We start from the raw sequence: 22,489 nt of genomic DNA on the forward strand, positions 1-22,489 counted from the left end.
ATAAAACCGTCAAACATCTTCAGTCACGCACACGTCGACCTGCAGGCCAAGGAATGAATGCGCTGCGCCGTGCCAGGTGCCCCACAACGGGAGCGCCTGATAGTAGTTCCAGGCTACCGCCACGCGAATCAAATGGCGATTGCCGATGATGCTGTTGGTCGGATCGAAATCGACCCAGCCCGCGCCCGGCAGGTAAATCTGCAGCCACGCATGCGTCGCGCCACCGCCCAGTGTGGTATCGAATTCCGGTACGAAGATGTAGCCGCTCACAAAGCGCGCTGCGAGCCCCAGCGAGCGCACCGCGTCCATCATCAGCACCGCAAAGTCGCGGCAACTGCCGCTGCGGTGGCGCAACGTATCGGCGGGACGGTACACGCCCTTTTCCGCACGCCGTACGTAGCGAAAACCGCTCTTGATCTCCTGCGTCATGGCCCGCAGCATCGTCATCGTGGAGGTGGGTCCACGTTTGGCCAGAAAGCGGCGGGCCCAGACATTCACTTCGTCGTCCGGATATTGCCGGCTGCGCGCATTCACGAGATCCGACGCTTCCTCATTCGTGTACGCAAAGGGCCACGTAGCGGCGTACGGTTCAAGCGCGTAATCGGGAAGCGGCGACTCGTAGTGTTCGAGCGTGACCTGGCTATCGAATTGCAGCTCGGACGCCTCGCCGGAAAAATTGGCGATCGCCACAGAATTGTCGAATACATCGTGAAGCCAGTGCAGTCGCGAGGGCGTCGGGGTGATGACAAGCTGGGTGGCGACGACGCGCACATCGTGACCCGAGCGTGGCCGGAACATCATCCGGTGTTCGCCGAAACGCACCGGTTCGGAGTAACGGTAGACGCTCACGTGCCGCACGCTCAGACGTTGCGGCTCGGTCGTCTTGCCGACCTCCTTTATCAACTCGGTAGTCACATGACCGCCCTTGAAAACCTGCTGCAGCAGGATCGGCAGCATTTGCCACCGGCGTTATGTAGCCGCGTCTAACGTTCAGGGTGGTGCACTGATTGCGCAGAAAACATCCTCCGGCCCAGCATACACCTGCCAGATTAGTTGAAAGCATTCATTTGGATGCGATTGGCCGAATCAGCTTGTGCACAGGCGCGGAGCGTCTACCTGGCAGACTTGACACCGTCGGTGAATGGCGCCGCCAATGCGGCTCGCATCGTTATGGGGTGGCGCGTCCCGTGTGGAAGACCCAGGAGTTATCAACAGAAAACGTTTATAAATCTGTTGATAACTCGCCGGGGAAATCGGTAAGTCTTTGATGTGTTTCGACTTTACCGGGTAACACTGAATCCGGTCAGAATGCCTGCGCTGTCAGGGCGTGTTTGCGCCCCGCTGGACGCCTACACACCCCGTCCTGCGGTGTCTGTACGCTCGCCCTCGTGCATGCTCGACGCCGCTTTCTGCTCCTGCGCCCATTGCCGCCGCGAGCGGTACATCTTGCCCAGCGCGAGACGCGCCATCTTGACCCAGCCGGATGGCCGCGGGTCTGCCAGCATACTGAGGGCGCGCGCGTAGTCGAGCGTGAGACCGGGGGTCCATGCCATCGTCGCGGCCCGTTTGCGCACCTGCGCAGCGACCCACAATTCGGGCGTGCTGATCACCCTCAGAAACGGCTTCCATCCGTCATGACGTCCCCAGACACGCGCGGACGCTCCTTCGATCGCCGCTTCCAGAGCACGCGAAACCGTGCTGGAGCAATTGCGATAAGTGAGGTTGTAGGTCGTATCCTGCCGGTAGGTTTCCCAGAAGCGCCGCAGCCGCTCAGGATCGTAGTTGCGGATGCGCACCTGGGTGGTCGATTCACACCATGCCTTCGATTCAGTCCCGTAGTCCGGCTGGAACAGACCCGGTACGTCGTTCTCGCGGGTGGCGCGCAAGAGCCGCGAGAACTCGTCCGGCGAGCGGTCGATCTCCACGCCAGGATAGAGGCTGATATAGATCCCTTCGGGCGACTCGAGCGCCGCGTGGCCGGTCGAGATGACACCGTTGCGGTCCACCGCGGCAATGTAGCGGTCGATGATTGGCTGGCGACGCGCCTCGCCCTTCGATGACCCCACCGGCGTCCACACATGCACGGTCAGCGCGGGTTCATCTGCAGCCGGGGGGCCGTCCCATTCCACCACCGCCGGGGCCGCCTGCTGCGACTCGGCGGTCGCGCTGGCGGCTTGCGCAGCGCCGTCGGTTGCGACGGCAGGATTCGTCGACAGCCGCCGCACACGCGAGGCCAGCAAGATCATGTTCCAGCCGCCGAACATCAGCCCAAGGCCGAGGCAGTACGGCACGGTGCCCACGTAGTGCGTCGGGAACGGCTGATAGAAGAAAACGGCGAGCGCGATTTCGATCACCCCACCTGTCACTGCCAGCCGCCAGGTTCGATAACGCACGACGCGTGCGGAGATGATCTGCAACAGGCCATCGGTCAGAAACAGCGTGCCGAAGATCATCGACAGGATGAAATTACCGTGGTGATGGCCGGCGAGAATCAGAAGCGCGGCCACGCAAAACGTAAGGCCCTTCACATAACGCAGCGTGCGCTGGCCGCCCATGCCGGTCCACGCGACCGCGAGCGTGGCAAGCCCCTCGAGCAGGAACAGGCAGGCGAACGGCGTGATCGGGAAGTAGAGCGCACTGTCGAGCGCATCGATGAAGACCGCGATGCCGATTGCGACGCTGATCCAGCCTGCCGTCGTCAGAGCGCGCCAACGGGTGCGCAGATAATCGACCCCTAGCAGGATCATCACCAGCCGAACCATCGTCAGTCTCCGCGTGCCAGCGCCGTGATCGAGCGTTGTCACGCGGGAAGCCGCGCGGCAACGTGCCTTTCAGCGTTATATATCACGCTTGCGGCATGCCGCAATGGGATTGCGCCGGAGTACGAAGAAGTGGCGGGTGGCCTGCCCGCTTGTGAGAGGCCAGGTTAGCCGTCACGTCGGCCCGCCTGGACCGGCACTGCCCTGCCGCGGATCGGCGCGGGACGCGCGCGCAGCGCCTTCCATTTTTTCGCCGCGGCCGCGAGCACTAGCAGCACGCCGATCGCGACCACATCGCCTGCGAGTCCGTTCAGCCAGGCGGGGCCACGCGCCATCCGCACGGCCGTATCCACGACGATCGAGACCACCGTGCCACCGACAAAACACACGAGCCCCTGCTTGCCCACCGTGACGACCGCCGGCAACCGCTCGGCGATCCGGCGTATCACCTGCATGCGGACCGCCTGCGCCATCAGCCATGCAACGACGACAAAGCTCACCACGCGCACTGCGGCGAGATTCTGCTTCATGTAACCGGGCGTGGCCTGGGTCTCGAGGCACAGCTTGACGAACGCAAAGGTCAGCGCGACGGCAAGCGCCGCATAGGTCAGCCAGCGCCCCGCCTTCGAAACCTGAAATTCATTCGACACCGGATGCAGACGGCACAGTATTCCGAGCATGAACATCAGTTGCCATGCAAACGGATTGAATGCCCAGCCGCCCGGATCACTGCTTGGCAAAGCGCGCGCCAGCCATGTGGACGCGAGCCACACCGCGAGACTCATGCCCAGCGCCACAGCGGGCCGGCGATTCGCCAACGGCACCGAAAGCGGCACACATAGTGCAAACAGCGTGTACATCGGCAAGACCGAAGACAGGAACGGCTGGTGACGTAAGGTGACGACACCGAGCAACGTGCCGACCGGGTGATGCAGCACATCGCTCCATCCCGTCTCCTGCACCACTGGCGAATCGATGCGCCACAACATGAGCGCGGCGCCCGCCAGCAGCATCAGCGCCGCCGTGAATAGATAAGCGCGATAAATCTCCCACGCCCGCACGACAAAGCGCCGCTGCGCAGCGTGTTCGCTACGATACGTGGCGACGTTCGTATAAGCGGCCGCTGACGCATAGCCGCCAAGAAACACGAAGACTTCGGCCGCATCGCAGTACGCATAGTTGTGCAGCATGAAACGTGAGAGAACGCTGCCCTGAATATGATCGAGAGCGATGACGATCAAAACGACTCCGCGCAGGAAGTCGATTTCGAGCGATCGCCGGACGGGCGAATTCATCAACGACAACTCCGTTTTCGGTTCGGCCGCAATCTGCAAGACTTGCCGGCGCGAATGGGTGAGAGACTGGCCGTTACTGCGGATACCGTCTGGTACGACTCAACGCTATGCCACGCACTCCCGTAATTCAATTACGGCTTCCCACAGCGATTTTTCTGTACGTTACGCTGCGGATGCCGTTAGCGTCAAAAGGTCGTTAAAAGCCGCATCGTCCCAGTGCGACATGAGGGTGTCTGGGCAGTTCCCCTGGAGATTGCGTCGGGATATTTCATGCAGTCTGCATGCGGACGTGGCGATGCATCGCGCGACACGGGCGCGATGCATCGTCAGATTTTGGGAGGGCCTGGAGACAGGCTAGAACGGCCTGTCTATCGAAGTGTGTGAGGCAGACAGAGCGAATTGGCGGCGCAGAAGAAATTCTGTATTTCCCGCTACGCCGCCGCGCGAGTGACACCTGGTTACAAAATAAAATCGGCGAAATTCACGAGACTTTCGACCGGCTTGCGCTGTACTTTCATCTTGCAGCACACGCCGGTTTCAAGCCGCTGCGGCCTGCAAGATGGCATCACCCTGCTCGCCGCCCAACACTTCGACGATGTCGGCAAACATGCGCGCGAGTTCGCCTGTCATCAGCGTCATATCCGAGTCGAATTGCTCGTCGTCATTCTGCGCGGTGGGGTCGCTTGCGTCCTTGATCACGTCGAGCGGCGTGATGCGCTTGATGGTCAGCGACGGTGTGAGGACAAATGAAACGCGGTCGTCCCATGTCATGGCAAGACGCATGCATTGCTTGCCCGCTTCGATATGACGACGCATGTCCTCGACATCCAGCGCATGCCCAACGTAGCGCACGGTTGCATTGCCTTGCGCGGCGGACCGCAACTCCGTGTCCTGATCGAGCGTAAAACCGGCCGGGGCATCGCCGGACAACAGCCATTCCGTCATCGCCGCTACCGGCGACTGTGCAACACGCACGCTCGAGAGCGGCAGCTGATCGATTGACTTGACCAGCAGGCCGAGCACATCGTCGGCGACAGCTTGCGAAGCGGCGTCGATCACGAGCCAGCCGTGCACCGTGTCGATCCAGACGCGCGTATCGCGTCGGATGCTGAACGCCCGCGGTAGGAGTTCATCCGTGACCTGCTCCTTCAGTTCGCGCATCTGCTTGCGGCCGAGCTTGAAGCCCTGCTGCTCTTCGACTTCGAGCGCGCGAGCCTTGGTCACCTGGTTGACCACCGACGCGGGAAGCAATTTCTTTTCGGTGCGAAACACCAGCAGCATTTGCCGATTGATCGAGTAGACGAGCGAGTCGTTATCGCGCGGCGCGGCCCATCCCTGCGTTTGCATCTCGACGCTACTGCCCGGTTGGAACGCATGCGGCGCGAGCCACTTTTCCATCTGCTCGGGGTTAACAGACCACGAAACGGGAAGACGATGAAGCTGAAGGTTTTTGAACCACATGGGCGTACAGGCAAAGCGCACCATTCTATACGACACTGCTCCGGTGAGGGACCACAATGCGTGTGCAAACGATGCATGGGATGCCGGGGTAAAGATTTCAGCTTCACATTGATTCGGATAACTATGTACTTTCCAGTTGCAGAACATCGAGGCTCTGGTCAGGCGATAGATTTGCTGGAATTCCATCTCCACCTCGTCAGGACGGCTGCGTCGTCGAAAACTGATGCCTGAAGCGCTACCTCCTGGCGCAACTCGGACAACAGCTCAGACACCTCGGCGCTGTCGAACAGTAAAAAGTCCTGCAACGCCGGGCCACGGTCCTTCGGTTTTCGCCCAAATAACCTAGACTTTTAAGATGCAGTGGAACTGGATGGAGGCTGCCATGGCGGAATCGATGGTCAGCATCGTAGTGGGACTGGTTGTCATCATCACGGGGATCGTGATCCTGAGTTCGCATCACCGGCGCGAGTTGCACAAGACGCGTCCGCCGACGCGGCTCGACGGCCACCGGCTCTGGGACCGGATGCGGCACCGGCACTGACCCCGGTCGCCGCCATCCCAAACGGCGCGGCGGCGGCCGCGCCCCAGCAGCGGCCGGCGCGGCCAGAACGGAGGCAACCATGTCTGAAGAAATCCACGGCTGGCAAATGCTCGAATACGAGGGCTTCGAAATCCACCTGTCCCCGCGCCCCAAACAGTCCGGCGAGAGCCGTTTTACCTACATGGGCTACGTTTGCCATCCTGGCGCGGATCCGGCCATCCCCGGTCATGTAGTGCCGTTCCATGCGGACGGCGAAGAGTGGTTCGCCAGCATGGAAGAAGCGCGCTACGAGGCCGTGCATACGGGACGCAGCATCGTCGACGGGACGCATCCGGACCTGTCGGTACTGTCGTTGGTGACGGGCGGCGTCTAGCGCGACGGGCCACAAGCACGGCAAAGATTCCCCGCGCCGTAAGAAATCGAAATGAATAGCGATCAGGCCCTCGGGAACCCACCAACCACCACGTCATGCGCGTCCAGGCCGCCATGCTCGGAAAGCCCCGGCATGCGCATCCGATCCGCCGTGATGGCCGGGAACTCGCGCCAGCCTTGGCTCTACGCCGGTCGGGCCCGGCCATTCGAAGTGTTTCCGGCCCGATCGGGACCATTTCGCACCCTGCGAACGCCTCCATGCCTATTCCGCCGCGAGGCCGTACGCCCCCGGCCACAAGGCGCAGTCGAGTTCCCCGCGCGGTTATAATCGCCATCGCCCTGCCGTCTTGAAAAGGAGTGCTCCGAGCCTCCGGCCATGCATTCGGCGAACTGGAACGGTAGCGTTCATAAGAATTCACAGCCTATGATTTTTGCTCCCAGTCTGATCTGGCTCAGCACAGCCTTGCTATTTTTTGCCCCCGCCGTGAACCTCGTATGGCGCGGCGGCACCGGCTACGGTTTCTTCGGACTCGTCGCGCTGTCGCTGGGAGCCGCCGTCGCCAACAAACGCACTCCGGATTATTTCAAGGGATTACGCACCTATAACTGGTACACCTTGGGCATGCTCGCGTTTCTGGTCGCGATCATGTTCCAGCAACTGGTGATGCACTACTGGTTGCCACGCCAGTTCGACGCACTGTCGCGCTTCACGTTCGCACTACCGCTATTTTTGCTGCTGCGCCAGTTTCCGTCGCGCAACCTGCGGGCCATCGGCTGGGGTTGCGCAGCGGGCGCCATCGCCGTGGGCGCCTGGGCTCTGATCGCGCAGCCGCAGGGCGGCTGGACCGATGCGAGCCGCGCCAGCAATGCCTACACGAACGCGATCCCGTTCGGCGACACCGCCTTGCTGCTCGCTTTCCTGTCCGTCTTTACGCTGGGTTGGGACGGCCCGCGCGACTGGCGGATGCTCGCGGTCAAGCTCCTTGCGCTGGTCGGCGGCGGCTATGCCTCTTACCTGTCCGGCTCGCGCGGCGGCTGGATTACGATTCCCATTTTTGCGATCCTGCTCGGCTGCCAGTTCCACTGGTTCGTGCACAAGAAGCGCCTGTGGGTTGCGGCGCTCGCCATCGTGGTATGCACCGCTGCGCTGCTTTCGACTGAACGCGTCGAGCGGCGGCTCGAAGATGCCACCACCGATTTCTCCGCGCTGCATCATGGCGACGAAAACACCTCCGTCGGCTTGCGCCTGCAGTTGTGGCAGGCCTCGTTCCGACTGTTCACAGAGCATCCTGTGTACGGTGTCGGCAAGGGCAAACTGGAGCGGGCGCTCGGCGACCTCGCCGCGCACGGTCAGGCCAGAACCGAGATCGTCAACGAGCGCGCCCACAGCGATTTCTTCTCGACCATCGCCGAAACAGGCGCTATCGGCGCAGTCTGCCTGCTGATTTTCTATTTCGGCCTGACCGTCCATTTCTGGCGCGAGCGGCGCAACCAGGATCCCACGATTCGGGCTGCTGCCTATTCCGGACTAGCGGTGTCGTTCAGTACGATCGTGTTCGGCCTGACGATCGACGTGCTGGTGCCCGTCATGGTCACGTCGCTGCTCGCGCTGCTAAGTGCTGCGTTTCTGGCCGTCATCGACGCGCGCAAACGCGAGCTGTCGCATCCTGCAATCCGGTAGGTAGGTGAGTAGTTAAAACGAGATGCTTTTTCAAGATAAAGCATCTCGTTTATAGTGCTGTGCACGCCAGAATGGCGAACTGGGGCAGCGGCAATCAGAATGCCTGGCCAGAGTCCAACAACGATTAGAATCTAGCCGAGCCAACTCAGCCCGCGCCATGAACAACAGCGTCCAGCCCTCCCCGTCTGCCGTAGCGGCCAAACCGCTAGCTTCAGTGCTACTGATCGCTTACAACCAGGAAACACTGGTTGGCGACGCAGTGCGCAGCGTGCTTGCGCAGACTTACGAACCGCTGGAACTCATCATCTCCGACGACGCTTCGAGCGACGGCACCTTCGCCGCGATCGAGGCTGCCGTACGCGGCTATAACGGACCGCACAAGGTCATCACGCGCCGTAACACGAGCAACGAAGGCATCAGTGCGCACCTGTCGCGGCTCGCCGGGATGGCCCATGGTGAATTGCTGTTCGTTGCCGCAGGTGATGATATGTCCGCCCCGAACCGCTGCGAACGGGTGGTCGAGTACTGGCTTGCACAGGATCGCCGCCCGGACCTGATCGCCACCGATCTCGCCGACATGGACGAAACCGGCGCCGTCCACGAGCGGATGGAGCCGACCGATCTCGGCACGTATCGGAGCTTCGACGACTGGGCTGCCGAACGGCCCTGGCTGGTGGGTGCAGCGCATACATGGACGCGCCGGCTGTTCGAGCGTTTCGGACCGATGATGCCCGGCACGGCTGCCGAAGATCAGGTGATGACCTTTCGTGCCATCGTCTCCGGTGGAGCGCTAAGCCTGCGTGAACCGCTGGTGTGGTACCGGCGCGGTGGCCTGTCGGGCAAGCGGCGGTATCGGACGGTGGCCGAACTGGTGGGACGATTGCGCCAGGGCAACGGCTTCGCATTAGTTGAAGTGAAGCAGCTGCAGCACGACGCTGAAATTGCCGGACTCGGCGACAGAATGCGCGCCGTTCTAGCGCCGAAACTCGCGCGCGAACAGTTCATTCATTCGATGTTCAGCGCTCGCGGGATCGGCGAGCGCCTCACGCTGATCGCCGCCAGCCACAACGTCAAACTGGGGCTGCGGATCCGGATGCTGCTCTACAGTACCTTTCCGGGTGTCTACGCGCCGACGCTCTGGATCAAGCGGCTCAGGCGAGCACGCTAAGGCGGCAGGCTTGCCGCCTGCGTCCGCCTTCTCTCGCTCAGCGACGCTCGACTATCTGTGTGGCTAGCCCCAGCAGCGCATCGACGTGATTCGCAACGCTTGCGTCGTAGAGCACCGCTTCACGTGCGACATCGGCCGGAGCTGCGGCCGCCGTGGGCGACGTTGCGCCGCTGGCGAGCCGAGGCCGGATAGCACGTTCGAGCGTGGCGCGCAGATCGGCGAGATCATCCGGCGCGAAGACGAATTTCGCATGCGACGCGATCGCATCGCAGCAGCCGATACTCGACGGAAAGATCACCGGCGTGCCGCACATCGCCGATTCGACTCCCACCAGTCCGAACGGCTCGTACTTCGACGCGAGGATCGTAAAGTCGGCGGCCCGATAACCGTCCTCGATTTCCTTCACATAGCCGATGTAGCGCACCCGCTCCGAGGTGCGCGCGGGCGGCCGGCCTGCGACGGCAAGAACCACCGGCAGCGTCGTCCCTTCCAGCGCCGCTTCGATAAGCGGCAAGCCCTTGCGCTCGTGACTGCTCGACGGGAATAGCAACACGATCTCGTGATCCGCGAAGCCGAACTTGCGCCGTAGCGCGCCGCGCTGCTCACTATCTACCGGCTTGAAGCGAGCGCCGTCGACCGGCGGGTAAAGCACGCGAACCTTCGCCTCCGCGACGCCATACAGCTCGCGCAGTTCGTCGCGCATCAGATTCGAGTGAGCGACAACGAAGCTCGCCTGTTCGTACTGCTTGCGCTCGAGTGCGATCTGCCAGGTATCGGAGCGTTTTTGCACGCGACCCGTCGCATGCAAAAACCCGAGATGAGTGCCGCCGCAGATCGCAATTTCCGAAGAGTCGACCCGGTTGCAGCCGATCAGCACGTCGACTTTGGCCGCGCGCCGCGCCCGGCGCAAACGCCATGAAAACCAGTAATCGCGCAGCTTGCCGGGGAGCAAGGACACCTTGATGCGATGCGTCTCGACCATGCGGCTTTCCGGCACCGACATATCGAAGCGCCGGGCAAAAAACGCCGGCGTCATGCCTCGCGCGGCAAAGCCGCGCACCAGATCCATCGCGTAACGCTCGAGCCCGCCGCTGTGTTTCAGCGCATTGCTGGAAAGTCCGATTTTCATCATTCAGCGCATCAAGCCGCGTTCTGCTGAAACTGGATGCGATGCAGATGCGCGTACAGTCCGTCTTGCTCGAGCAGTTCGCGATGACTGCCGCGCTCGACGATGCGCCCGGCTTCCAGCACCAGAATCCGGTCGGCACGCTCGATGGTGGACAGACGGTGTGCGATGACGAGCGTAGTGCGCCCCTTCATCAGCGTTTCCAGCGCGGCCTGCACATGGCGTTCCGATTCCGAATCGAGCGCCGAGGTGGCTTCGTCGAGGATCAGGATCGGCGCGTCCTTGTAGATGGCGCGCGCGATCGCCAGACGCTGGCGCTGACCACCCGAGAGCATCAGGCCGTTGTCGCCGACCAGCGTCTCGGTGCCCTTCGGCATGGATTGGACGGTATCCCACAGGTTCGCCGCCTGCAGCGCCGCTTTCACCTTCTCGGGATCTGCCGTCTGGCCGTAAGCGACGTTGTGCGCGATCGTGTCGTTGAACAGCACGACGTCCTGGCTAACCATGGCAATCTGGCTGCGCAGCGCGTGAATGCCGTACTCCGGCAAAGCGACACCGTCGACCAGAATCTCGCCGTCCGTCGGATCGAAGAAACGCGGCAGCAGGTTGACGAGCGTGGTTTTGCCGCTGCCCGAGGGGCCCGCCAATGCCACCATCTCGCCCGGCGCGACCTTGAACGACACACGGTCGAGGGTCTGTCGTTCGTGCGTGCTGGTGGCGCCATAGTTGAACGAGACGTCGCGGAACTCGACTTCGCCCGATGCGTGATCAAGCGGCTTGCCGCCGCCCTGCGGCTCGGACGGTTCGTCGATCAGACCGAAGATCAGTTCGGCAGCGGTCATGCCGCGTTGCAGCGGCTGATTGACGTCCATCAGATGCTTGAGCGGCGAGACAATCAGGAGCATCGCCGTAATGAAACCAACGAAGCCACCCACCGTGGTTCCGCCATGCGCCGATTGCACGACCGCAATCGTGACTACCACCGCCAGCGCAATCGACACCAGAAACTGGGTAAGCGGCTGGGCGAGTCCACCCGACGCAATCATGCGCAGCGAATAACCTCGCAGGCGACGGCTCATTTGGGCAAAGCGATCCATCTCATACTGCTCGCCGTTGTGCACCTTGACCACCTTGTAGCCGCCCACCGTCTCCTCGACGATGTACGACAACTCATTGGTGAACATCTGGTTTTCGCGATTGAGCCGGCGCAGCTTCCGGTTGATCTTGCCGATCACCCAGCCGATTACCGGCAGCATCACCGCGACAATCAACGTCAGTTTCCAGTCGAGCCAGAACAGATAGCCGAGCAGGTACAGGACCGTCAGCGAATCGCGCACCAGCGTAATCAGCACGCCCAACAGCACGTTGAGAATCTGGTTGACCTCAAACACGATTGCGTTGATGACGGTACTTGCCGTCTCGCGTTGAAAGAAGCCGACACTCGTGTGAACCAGCCGCTCGAACATTTCCAGGCGCAAGCGTAGCAGGACCGTATTCGAGATGTACGCGATCAGGTACCCCGACGCGTATTGGGAAACGCCCCGCACCACCGCGAGCACGAGAATACCAAGCGGCACCATCCATACCAGGCCATGCACGGCATTCGGGCCGAAGCCCTTGTCCAGCAGCGGCTTGAGCATCATGGGAATCAGCGCGTCAGTGCCGGCGCTGACAGCCATGGCGACAATCGCACCAATCAGGGTCCAAAGGACCGGCTTGATATACGGCCAAAGCCGGCTCAGTAAGGCGGCAGGCGATGTGACATCTCCTGATCCACCGATGACTTTGCTTAACGTGGGCTTCGCGCTCAAGGAATCCTCTGAAAAGGCGAACAAGGCATCCGCCCGGTGGGCGAATCCTGAATACCGCATTGTAAACGGTTGGGCGAACTGGATACCTGGGGCCGTTGTGCCCCGGTGACACCAGACCGGTAGTGGTTCTTACGGTTTGTTCCGTGTGGGCTCAAGGTGGGTGCCAAGGGCGTGAGACGGCGGTGCGCTGTGTATACTTCCCCGACGCATTTTGCCCACCCGCCCCCTCTCCGCTAATCAGGCATGAAAGAAACCACCCTCGGCGTCGCCATCATCACCAAAAACGCGGCGGCGCGCCTGGCCGAGTGCCTCGCCGCCGTGGCGTTCGCCGACGCGATCGTCGTGATCGACGGCGGCAGCACCGACGGCACCGTCGAGATTGCCCGCGCACACGGCGCCCGCGTGCTGCAGGAGCCCGACTGGCCGGGCTTCGGGCCGCAGAAGAACCGCGCGCTGGACGCGCTCGACACCGGGTGGATCCTCTCCATCGACGCCGACGAAATCGTCACCCCCGAGCTCGCTGCGGCGATCCGCGCCGCAATCGACGCGCCGTCCGCGGAGGTTTACGCGGTGGACCGCCTCTCGAGCTTCTGCGGACACTGGATCAGGCATAGCGGCTGGTATCCGGACTGGATCCCACGCCTCTTCAGACGCGGCGCCGCGCGCTTCTCCGACGACCTGGTGCATGAACGGCTAGTGTTCGATACGCCGGCACAACGGCTGACCGGCAAGTTGATGCACTACTCATACGAAGACTTCGAAACCGTGCTGCGCAAGCTCGATACCTATTCGACAGCGGGCGCGCAACAACGCCACGCCGCAGGCAAAGGCGGCAGCTTTGGCAAGGCGCTTGGGCGCGGTGCGTGGGCGTTCGTGCGCACCTACGTGCTGCGGCGCGGCTTTCTGGACGGACGCGCCGGCTTCATGATCGCGATGTTCAACGCGGAAACGGTGTACTACCGGTTTCTGAAGCTCGCACGCCTGGGCGCGCGGAAGCGGTAGGCGTACGTCATGGCTTTCACGCGAGTGTCTGGCGCTACCGGTGTTTCTCGCGGGTTTTGACACGCCGGGCGCGCGCCAGGTGCCGCTAGCGAGCCCGCGCGGAACGCACGGGCCGCGCCGGTCAGTAGACGATCTCGATCGAACTTCCAGCGAACTCGCCACGCAGCGCCGCGAGCAGTTCGTCCGTGGGCTTGACGCGCCATGCGTCGCCGAGGCGTACTTCGCCCTCGGCATTCTCGCTGCGATAGACGATCTGCACCGCTAATCCGTTCGGGATGTGTACCGGCTGACGTTGGCGGCCGCCATCACCGCCGTAGCCTCCACCGTTGCGGCCGCCACCACCACCGAAACCGCCGCCGCGCGATGGCGTCGCGGGTGCCTGCGCGGTCTGCGGCTCATCAGCCCCCGCGCTGTGCGCTTCCAGCACGCGACGCAGCGCGAGCGCATCGGCGTTGCCGTTCATCTGCACCTTGACCGCCTCTGCATAGCGGCAACGCGCACGGCCGAGGTCCATCACGGTTTCAACGGTGAAGCGGATGCCGCCGGTGAATGCGTCGTTGCGCGCCTGGCCTTGCACCACCAGCAATTCGTCTTCCTTGAACAGCTGCTTGTGCGCTTCGAAGGTCTCGTTGAAGACCGTCACTTCGCATTGACCGGTGCCGTCATCGAGCAGTGCAATCAGCATCTTGCCGCGCTGGGTCATCTGCGTGCGCAGCGACGCAATCACGCCGGCGATCAGCTTGTCGCGCCCTTCCTTCAGCTCGCCGATTTTCTGGCGCGCGAAGCGGCGCACTTCGTCCTTGTAGGCGTCGAAAAGGTGGCCCGACAGATAGAAACCGAGCGCACCCTTCTCTTCCTGCAGTTTCTTCTTTTCCGCCCATTCGGGCTCGTCGACAAGCTCATGACCTTGCGACGGCGCGTCGCCCATGTCGAACAGGCCTGCCTGCATCGCATTAGCGCTGGCTTGATCGGCGGCTTCCATGGCCAGCGACACCGACGCGATCAACTGCGCGCGATTCGCATGCAGCGTGTCGAACGCTCCGGCACGGATCAGCGCTTCCACCGTCCGACGGTTGACGATACGCCGGTCGATGCGGTTGCAAAAATCGAACAGGTCGATGAACGGTCCTTCTTCGCGCGCCCGCAGAATTTCTTCAATCGCGTTCTGACCGCTGCCCTTGATAGCGCCCAGACCATAACGGATCGTCTTCGAACGCTTGCCGTCTGCTTCCGCAACCGGCTCGAAGCGATACGCCGACAGATTGATGTCCGGCGGCAAGACAGCCATCTTGTTCGTGATGCAGTCTTCGAACAGGATCTTGACCTTGTCGGTATCGTCCATGGCGAGCGACATATTCGCTGCCATAAATTCGGCCGGATGATGCGCCTTGAGCCAAGCGGTGTGATACGCGAGCAGCGCATAGGCCGCCGCGTGCGACTTGTTGAAGCCGTAGCCGGCGAACTTCTCCATCAAGTCGAAGATTTCGTCGGCTTTCTCGCCCGTCAGGCCGTTCTTCGCCGCACCTTCGCGGAACAACGCGCGGTGTTCGGCCATTTCCTCGGCCTTCTTCTTACCCATCGCGCGACGCAGCAAGTCAGCGCCACCGAGCGAATATCCGCCGATGATCTGTGCCATCTGCATCACCTGCTCCTGATAGACCATGATGCCGTAGGTCTCTTTCAGAACAGGTTCGACGCGCGGGTCCGGATACTCCACCACTTCACGGCCGTGCTTGCGCGCGCAAAAGCTAGGGATCAGATCCATCGGGCCCGGACGGTAGAGCGCCACCAGCGCGATGATGTCCTCGAACCGGTCAGGTTGCGCGTCTTTCAGCATGCCTTGCATGCCGCGGCTTTCCAGCTGGAACACGGCGACCGTGTTGGCCTTCTTGAGGATCGAGAACGACGCCGGATCGTCGAGCGGCACCTGCGCGAGCGACCAGTCCTGCTTCGACGGATCGAGCCTGCGGATATAGCGCTCGGCCCAGTCGAGGATCGTCAGCGTGGTGAGACCCAAAAAGTCGAACTTGACGAGGCCGACCGCTTCCACGTCGTCCTTGTCGTACTGGCTCACGACACCGCTCTCGTCGCCCTGCGTGTAGAGCGGGCAGAAGTCAGTGAGCTTGCCGGGCGCGATCAGCACCCCGCCCGCGTGCATGCCGACGTTACGCGTCAAGCCTTCCACGCGCTGCGCGAGTTCGATCAGCTGATGCACTTCGTCTTCGTTGTCGAAGCGCTCCTGTAGCAGCGGCTCTTCCTTCATCGCGTCGGCAATCGTGACGTGCTTGCCGGGTTTGAACGGAATCAGCTTGGCGATGCCGTCGGTGAACATGTAGCCGAGATCGAGCACCCGACCGATGTCGCGCACGGCTGCCTTCGCCGCCATCGTGCCGAAGGTGGCGATCTGCGACACCGCGTCCGCGCCGTACTTTTCCTTCACGTACTGGATGACGCGATCGCGCCCGTGCTGACAGAAGTCAATGTCGAAGTCAGGCATCGACACCCGTTCCGGATTCAGGAAACGTTCGAACAGCAGGTTGTAGCGCAGCGGATCGAGGTCGGTCACGCCGAGCGCATAGGCGACCAGCGAGCCCGCGCCCGAACCCCGGCCCGGCCCAACCGGCACGCCATTGTTCTTGGCCCAGTTAATGAAGTCCGCCACGATCAGGAAGTAGCCTGGGAAGCCCATCTTGATGATCGTGCCGCACTCGAATTCGAGGCGGTTGTAGTACGTCTCGCGCTGTGCCTCGCGATCCGCCTCGTTCGGATACAACTGCTCGAGGCGCTTTTCCAGCCCTTCCTTCGAGAGGTGCACAAGGTAGTCGTCGAGCGACATGCCGTCCGGCGTCGGGAACAGCGGCAGCTTCGGCTTGCCGAGTTCGAGCGTCAGGTTGCAGCGGCGCGCAATCTCAACGGTGTTGGCAAGCGCCGACGGAATATCCGCGAACAACGCTGCCATTTCCTCTTGCGTGCGGAAATACTGCTCGGTCGTGAAGCGCTTCTGGCGACGCGGATTCGCAAGCATGTCGCCTTCCGAAATACACACGCGCGCTTCGTGCGCGGTGAAGTCGTCGGGCGTCATGAACTGCAGCGGGTGAGTGGCGACTACCGGCAGCTTGAGCGACGCCGCTAGCGTCACTGCCTGCTGCACGTAGGCGTCGCCGCCAGGCTGACCGCAGCGTTGCAACTCGATATAGAAACCGTTCGGAAAAACCTTGGCCCAGTGTTGCGCGTTGCGCCGCGCCGCATCTTCGTTACCGGCCGCGAGCGCCATACCGATATCGCCCTGCTGCGCGCCGGACAGCGCCAGCAGCCCTTCACCGAGCCCGGTTTCGAGCCAGCCGGCCTCGACCTCGGCGCGACCGCGATACTGATTGGTGAGCCACGCCTTGGTGAGCAACTCGCACAGGTTCAGATAGCCGCGCTTGTCTTTAACCAGAAGCAGCAGGCGCGAGGGCTTGTCGCGATCATCCGGATTGGTTATCCAGACATCACAGCCGGCAATGGGTTTGACCCCTTTGCCGCGCGCTTCCTTGTAGAAACGGACGAGGCCGAAGGCGTTGCCGAGGTCGGTGAGCGCGAGCGCCCCCTGACCGTCTTTGGCCGCGGCCGCGACGATGTCGTCAAGGCGCACGATGCCGTCGGCAATCGAGAATTCGGAGTGAACGCGGAGATGAACGAAGCGAGGATCTGACATGGGCGTTATTGTAACTCCACCCTCCCGAAGATTTGAGAGCAAACAGACGCATTAGCCATCCGGCCAGGGGAGACCACTGCGCGACCCGCGATCACGGTAGCGCCAGCCGTTGACCGGCTCCGCGAGCCACCGGCGCGACACCATTTGCAAGGCGCAAAACGCGATCTACCCGGCACAATTCAACCGTGCCTTGCGCTGCCGCAACCGGATAGCCATTCGGCCGACTCGGGCAACCCGGCCGCTTGAGGGATAATACGGGTTTCGCCCAATTTGCCGTGGCCGCGCCACGCACGCAGCCTTCCACGGCCGCACGTGCGTTTGCAGCGCCGCCGGGCCACTTTTTTACCGCTGGACCATCATGAGCATCGTCAATCTCGCCGCCTACCAGTTTGAGACCCTCGAAGCGACTGCCGAGTGGCGCCCGCTCGTCACTGAGCGGTGCAACGCACTGGGCCTGCGCGGCACCATCCTGCTGGCGCCCGAGGGCATCAACCTGTTCGTCGCAGGCACACCGGAAGCCGCGCAGGGGTTCATCGACTACATCCGCCACGATCCGCTATTCGAAGGCAAGTTCGCGAACCTGCAGTTCAAGGAGAGCCTGTCCGAGAAGCAGCCGTTCCGCCGCATGCTGGTGAAACTGAAGCGCGAGATCATCACCATGAAGAAACCGGCAATCCGGCCGGAACTGGGCCGCGCGCCGTCTGTGGACGCACCCACGCTGAAGGCGTGGCTCGACCGTGGCCATGACGACGAAGGCCGGCCGGTCGTAATGCTGGACACACGCAACGCGTTCGAAGTGGATGTCGGCACATTCGATGACGCGCTCGACTACCGCATCCACAAATTCAGCGAGTTTCCGGCGGTGATCGAACAGAACCGCGCTGACCTGGAAGGCAAGACGGTGGTGTCCTTCTGCACCGGCGGGATTCGTTGCGAGAAGGCGGCGATCCACATGAAGGAAGTGGGCATCGAAAACGTGTACCAACTCGAGGGCGGCATCCTCAAGTATTTCGAGGAAGTGGGCGGTGCGCATTACCACGGCGAGTGTTTCGTGTTCGACTACCGCACCGCTCTCGATCCCGAGCTGAAGCCGACAGCGACGGCGCAATGCTTTGGCTGCCGCGCAGTGGTGAGTCCAGAGGCTCAACAATCGCCGCTGTACGTCCCGGGCAAGACGTGTCCCGAATGCCATCCGGATCGGAACGCTGTGCGCGCAGCCTGACAGGCACGAAAACGGCACCGGACCGAGAACCCGAACATGAGTTACCGCGGCCGTTTTGCCCCCTCCCCCACTGGACCACTGCATTTTGGCTCGCTCGTAAGCGCTCTTGCGAGCTGGCTGGATGCACGCGCGCACAATGGCGTATGGCTGGTGAGAATCGAGGACATCGACGGACCGCGCACGGTACCCGGCGCAGCCGAGGACATCCTGAAGACTCTCGACCAATTCGGCCTGCACGCGGACGAACCGCCCATCTGGCAAAGCGAGCGCACGGAACGCTACCAGCAGGCGCTGGACCAACTGCGGGCCGCCGGCCTTGTGTATCCATGCGGCTGCACACGCAAGGAGATCAGCGATTCGCTGCTGAATGCCCACGCCCGCAACACCACACTTGCCTACCCTGGCACATGCCGCAACGGCCTGCACGGCAAACCCGCGCGTGCGTGGCGGTTGCGCGTGCCGGATGAGGATGATGAGACGCATGCGGGAGAGGACGCTGCGGGGAACCCCGCAGGACGTACTGAAAGAGGCTCCGCGACGATCATATTCGACGACCGCTGGCAGGATTGTCAGACGCAGAATCTGGCGACTGAGGTAGGCGACTTCGTGTTGCGACGCGCGGATGACCAGTGGGCATATCAACTGGCGGTGGTAGTGGATGACGCGGACGCGGGCATTACGCACATCGTGCGAGGCGCAGACTTGTTAGACTCGACGGCACGTCAGATCTACCTGCAACGTTGCCTGGGTGTGCCGACACCGTCCTACCTGCACGTCCCTGTGGTAACGAATCGCGAAGGCGAGAAATTAAGCAAGCAAAATGGGGCCACGGCGTTGGACACAAGCCGTCCGTTGGACGCACTGCGCGCGGCAGCGGCGCATCTAGGGCTGGATATGGGCAACGAGCGCCACGAATCGCTGGAAGCGTTCTATGACGCGGCGATAACGGCCTGGGCGAGACTCCTTAAGAAGAAGTAGTCCGCCTCGGCATCCCAAACCCACCCAACAACGCAGCCAACGGCTGCTTCGAAACCGGCTTCTGCGCGGCAGCAACCTCATCCGCCTCATCAATCTTCCGACTAGCGGAAGGCGAAGGCTCATACGGCTTGGAAAAGAAGTCGTCAACAGGCTGTTGCCGATGATGATGCGGCCGCTCAAACGACGAAGCCCCCGCACCGGAACCCGCAGCCCCAGCACGACGACGCCCACCACCGCGCTCATCCCTCTCACGCCGCGGCGCGCGCTCTTCATGATGATGCCGAACAGGCACCTCAACAGTAAGCCGCTGCACATCGAGCGGCCGCTTGATCAGCTTCTCGATATCAGCAAGCTGCTTGCGTTCATTCGGGCTGCACAAGGAAAGCGCATCTCCCGACGCCCCAGCACGTCCAGTGCGCCCAATCCGATGCACATAATCTTCGGCATTGAACGGCAGATCGAAGTTAATCACTGCCGGAAGCTCGACAATATCAAGCCCGCGCGCCGCGACATCAGTAGCAACCAGCGCTTCGATCTCACCGCGCTTGAACGCATCGAGAGCCTGCATCCGCTCGTTCTGCGTACGATCGCCGTGAATCGCCGTAGCCACTACCCCGTCGCGCTCGAGATTGCGCGCCAGGCGGCTAGCCCCAATCTTGCTGTTGCAAAACACGATCACCTGCTTCAAACCGCGCTCGCGAATCAGTTGCACTACAGCGCCGGTCTTATCCCCTTCGGCCACTTCATAAACCGTCTGGGTAACATTGGTTGCCGTCGAATTGCTGCGCGCCACTTCGATAGTCTGCGGATTGCGCAGATACGTCGCCGCCAGCTTCTTGATTTCACCTGAGAACGTCGCGGAAAACAGCAGCGTCTGACGTTCCTTCGGCAGCAGATTCAGAATGCGCTGCAGATCCGGCAAGAAGCCCATATCGAGCATCCGGTCGGCTTCGTCCAGCACCAGCATCTGCACCTGACCCAGGTTGGCCGTCTTCTGCTGCACATGATCGAGCAGACGCCCGGGCGTCGCGATCAGAATCTCGACGCCGCGGCGCAGCTGATCCGACTGCGGATTCATATCGACGCCACCGAATACCACAGCGCTACGCAGCGCCGTGTGTTTAGCGTACGCATGCACGTTGGCGGCAACCTGGTCGGCGAGTTCGCGAGTCGGCGTCAGAATCAGGGCACGCACCGGGTGGCGGGCCGGCGAAGCGCTGGTGCTCGCATGCGGCAGCAGACGCTGGATGATCGGCAGCGAAAAACTCGCGGTCTTGCCGGTGCCGGTTTGCGCGGCGCCCATCACATCGCGACCCGACAGGACGACGGGGATCGCCTGCTCCTGGATCGGTGTAGGCGTCGTGTAGCCCTGCTCCACAATGGCTTTCAGGATGTCGGGCGCGAGGCCAAACTGATCGAAGTTCGCGGTAGCGGGGGTGACGGCTATGTCGGACATGGTGGCTTTCGCTAAAAATGCGCCTGCGCGGGGGGCGCGGCAGCGGCCGGGGCCGCGTAGGGCATCAGGATGAAGCGGAGCCACGGCGTGCCGCACGGGACCCGATCTAGTCAGGGAAGGATGCAGCCGGCTCCGGCCGACGGAAACACCCGCCGGAAAGGCCGGTATTGTAGCACTTCAGCAAAAACACTCATGGCGCATGCGCCCGCTTTCTGCTCACACCCCGCAAAACGGGGCGCAAGAGCGCCGCGAACAGCTACAAGCCCGCACAGACTAGGGTATGCAGGCGACAGTCCTGTGACAGCGCATCAAGCGGGAGCGGGCTGTGGCCGAAGCACTGCAAACGTATGACAAACGTAAGCCGGAGCGGTCGCCCCGCCGCCCTTCAGCCACTCTCACTCCCAGATCACCACGTCTCGCGCATCACCATCAACCGCAGCTCGGTCATATCCTCGATCGCGTAGCGGACACCCTCACGCCCGAGCCCGGAATCCTTGACACCGCCATACGGCATGTTGTCCACCCGGAACGACGGCACATCGTTGATGACCACGCCGCCCACGTCCAGCCGGTCCCACGCCTGGTGCGCATGGGCGAGCGAATCGGTGAATATCCCAGCCTGCAGACCGAAGTCGCTGTCGTTGACGGTCGTGAGCGCCGCATCGAAATCGTCGAAGCGCTCCAGAATCGCCACCGGACCGAACGCCTCCTTGCGATAGAGGTCCGAATCGCGCTTCACATCCTCGAGTAGCGTCGCCTCGAACATCGCGCCTTCCACGTTGCCGCCGGCCACAATCCTGGCGCCGTCCAGCACCGCGCTCTCCATCCAGCCGGCGAGACGCTTCGACTCCGATTCGGAAATCATCGGCCCGACGAACGTCTTCTCGTTCTTCGGATCGCCCATGATCAGCGAGCGCGTTTTCGCGATCAGCTTCTCGCGCAGCGCATCGTAGATGCTCGTGTGCACCAGAATCCGCTGCACGCCGATACAGCTTTGTCCCGACTGATAGAACGCACCGAACGCGAGCCGGTCGACCACGTAATCGAGCTTGCCGCCCTGATCGCCGTCGACGATCGCCGCTGCGTTGCCGCCCAGCTCCAGAATCACCTTCTTTTTGCCGGCTTTCCGCTTCAGTTCCCAGCCCACAGCCGGCGAACCGGTGAAGGACAGCAGCTTGAAGCGCTCGTCGGTGGTGAACAGGTCCGCGCCATCGCGATGCGCCGGCAGGATCGAAAACGCGCCCTTGGGCAGATCCGTTTCCGCGAGGATCTCGCCCATGATCAACGCGCCCACCGGCGTGCGGCTGGCCGGTTTCAGCACGAACGGCACGCCCGCGGCCAGCGCTGGCGCCACCTTGTGCGCGGTCAGGTTGAGCGGAAAATTGAATGGCGAGATAAACGAGCATGGCCCGATCGGCACGCGCTTCACATAGCCGTGATAGCCCTTCGCGCGCGGCGAAATCTCCAGATTGATGATCTCGCCGTCGATGCGCACGGCTTCCTCCGCGGCAACCTTGAACGTATCGATCAGCCGCGTGACTTCGCCGCGCGAATCGTTGATCGGCTTGCCGGCTTCGATGCACAGCGCCATTGCCAATTCGTCGTAGCGCTCGCGGAAACGGCTCACGCAGTGTTCGAGCACGGCCTGACGCTTGAACGGTGAAAACTCGCGCAGCGCCGGCAGCGCCTCCACGGCGAGACCGATGGCCTTGTCGATCGCCGCCGCGTCGGCCATAGCAACGCGCGTGGCGACTTCACCGCTGAATTTGTCCGTGACTTCGAGATCGGTATTGGCTGCAACCGCAACATTGGCCAGGTAGTACGGGTAAGTCTTTTTCAACATGACACGTTCTCCTTGATGCGACCAGTTCCACGCCTGTTGAAGCGGGGCATGTGGCAAACGCAGCCATTACAGCAAAC

Annotated in this window: 16 protein-coding genes; 7 read left to right on the forward strand and 9 right to left on the reverse strand. The window is 62.3% G+C overall.

The features are described 5' to 3' along the window. Positions 1-9: 9 nt before the first annotated feature. The 4 genes from P3T24_RS27325 to P3T24_RS27340 all read right to left on the reverse strand — a co-directional run bounded on the left by P3T24_RS27325 (position 10) and on the right by P3T24_RS27340 (position 5,515). The gene (locus tag P3T24_RS27325; protein WP_429439525.1) at positions 10-957 is read right to left on the reverse strand and encodes a transglutaminase family protein; all 948 of its coding nucleotides are present in this window, start codon (positions 955-957) and stop codon (positions 10-12) included. Between the two features lie 392 nt (positions 958-1,349). Continuing rightward, on the reverse strand, positions 1,350-2,762 hold the full coding sequence (locus P3T24_RS27330) for an HdeD family acid-resistance protein (RefSeq protein WP_429439527.1): 1,413 nt from the start codon (positions 2,760-2,762) through the stop codon (positions 1,350-1,352). Between the two features lie 164 nt (positions 2,763-2,926). Further along, positions 2,927-4,054, reverse strand: coding sequence for an OpgC domain-containing protein (locus P3T24_RS27335; RefSeq protein ID WP_429439530.1), 1,128 nt, complete (start codon positions 4,052-4,054; stop codon positions 2,927-2,929). Between the two features lie 537 nt (positions 4,055-4,591). Then, complete coding sequence (locus P3T24_RS27340) at positions 4,592-5,515, reverse strand: recombination-associated protein RdgC (protein ID WP_429439791.1); 924 nt, start codon at positions 5,513-5,515, stop codon at positions 4,592-4,594. Positions 5,516-5,897: 382 nt separating this feature from the next. Between P3T24_RS27340 and P3T24_RS27345 the strand changes: the two genes are divergently transcribed. The 4 genes from P3T24_RS27345 (at position 5,898) to P3T24_RS27360 (ending at position 9,277) form a co-directional block, all read left to right on the forward strand. Continuing rightward, positions 5,898-6,056 carry a hypothetical protein gene (locus tag P3T24_RS27345; RefSeq protein ID WP_429286255.1) on the forward strand — a complete coding sequence of 53 codons (159 nt, stop codon included), beginning with the start codon at positions 5,898-5,900 and terminating at the stop codon, positions 6,054-6,056. Positions 6,057-6,135: 79 nt separating this feature from the next. After that, the gene (locus tag P3T24_RS27350; protein ID WP_074265378.1) at positions 6,136-6,429 is read left to right on the forward strand and encodes a hypothetical protein; all 294 of its coding nucleotides are present in this window, start codon (positions 6,136-6,138) and stop codon (positions 6,427-6,429) included. A gap of 423 nt (positions 6,430-6,852) precedes the next feature. Then, positions 6,853-8,109 carry an O-antigen ligase family protein gene (locus P3T24_RS27355; RefSeq protein WP_429439533.1) on the forward strand — a complete coding sequence of 419 codons (1,257 nt, stop codon included), beginning with the start codon at positions 6,853-6,855 and terminating at the stop codon, positions 8,107-8,109. 157 nt (positions 8,110-8,266) lie between these two features. After that, on the forward strand, positions 8,267-9,277 hold the full coding sequence (locus P3T24_RS27360; protein ID WP_429408791.1) for a glycosyltransferase: 1,011 nt from the start codon (positions 8,267-8,269) through the stop codon (positions 9,275-9,277). A gap of 37 nt (positions 9,278-9,314) precedes the next feature. On the opposite strand, the gene P3T24_RS27365 is transcribed toward P3T24_RS27360, so the two are convergent. After that, on the reverse strand, positions 9,315-10,406 hold the full coding sequence (locus P3T24_RS27365) for a glycosyltransferase family 4 protein (RefSeq protein ID WP_429439794.1): 1,092 nt from the start codon (positions 10,404-10,406) through the stop codon (positions 9,315-9,317). Between the two features lie 11 nt (positions 10,407-10,417). After that, positions 10,418-12,214: a lipid A export permease/ATP-binding protein MsbA gene (gene msbA, locus P3T24_RS27370; protein WP_074266156.1), complete on the reverse strand. Its 1,797-nt coding sequence runs from the start codon at positions 12,212-12,214 to the stop codon at positions 10,418-10,420. 243 nt (positions 12,215-12,457) lie between these two features. On the opposite strand from msbA, the gene P3T24_RS27375 reads away from it, so the two are divergent. Next, complete coding sequence (locus tag P3T24_RS27375; RefSeq protein ID WP_429439536.1) at positions 12,458-13,216, forward strand: glycosyltransferase family 2 protein; 759 nt, start codon at positions 12,458-12,460, stop codon at positions 13,214-13,216. A gap of 121 nt (positions 13,217-13,337) precedes the next feature. Here the strand turns inward: P3T24_RS27375 and dnaE are convergent, their stop codons facing one another. Continuing rightward, on the reverse strand, positions 13,338-16,922 hold the full coding sequence (gene dnaE / locus P3T24_RS27380) for a DNA polymerase III subunit alpha (RefSeq protein ID WP_429439800.1): 3,585 nt from the start codon (positions 16,920-16,922) through the stop codon (positions 13,338-13,340). 349 nt (positions 16,923-17,271) lie between these two features. Between dnaE and P3T24_RS27385 the strand changes: the two genes are divergently transcribed. Then, a complete protein-coding gene (locus P3T24_RS27385; RefSeq protein WP_429439539.1) occupies positions 17,272-18,135 on the forward strand; it encodes a sulfurtransferase in 864 nt (287 codons plus the stop codon). 36 nt (positions 18,136-18,171) lie between these two features. Further along, positions 18,172-19,113 carry a tRNA glutamyl-Q(34) synthetase GluQRS gene (gene gluQRS / locus P3T24_RS27390; protein WP_429439542.1) on the forward strand — a complete coding sequence of 314 codons (942 nt, stop codon included), beginning with the start codon at positions 18,172-18,174 and terminating at the stop codon, positions 19,111-19,113. On the opposite strand, the gene P3T24_RS27395 is transcribed toward gluQRS, so the two are convergent. Further along, complete coding sequence (locus P3T24_RS27395) at positions 19,100-20,569, reverse strand: DEAD/DEAH box helicase (protein ID WP_074265383.1); 1,470 nt, start codon at positions 20,567-20,569, stop codon at positions 19,100-19,102. The genes gluQRS and P3T24_RS27395 overlap by 14 nt on opposite strands. Positions 20,570-20,975: 406 nt before the next feature. Then, positions 20,976-22,412: an aldehyde dehydrogenase family protein gene (locus tag P3T24_RS27400; RefSeq protein ID WP_429439544.1), complete on the reverse strand. Its 1,437-nt coding sequence runs from the start codon at positions 22,410-22,412 to the stop codon at positions 20,976-20,978. Positions 22,413-22,489: the final 77 nt, after the last annotated feature.

This window comes from Paraburkholderia sp. GAS33, assembly GCF_050436645.1.
Lineage (GTDB): Bacteria > Pseudomonadota > Gammaproteobacteria > Burkholderiales > Burkholderiaceae > Paraburkholderia > Paraburkholderia phenazinium_B.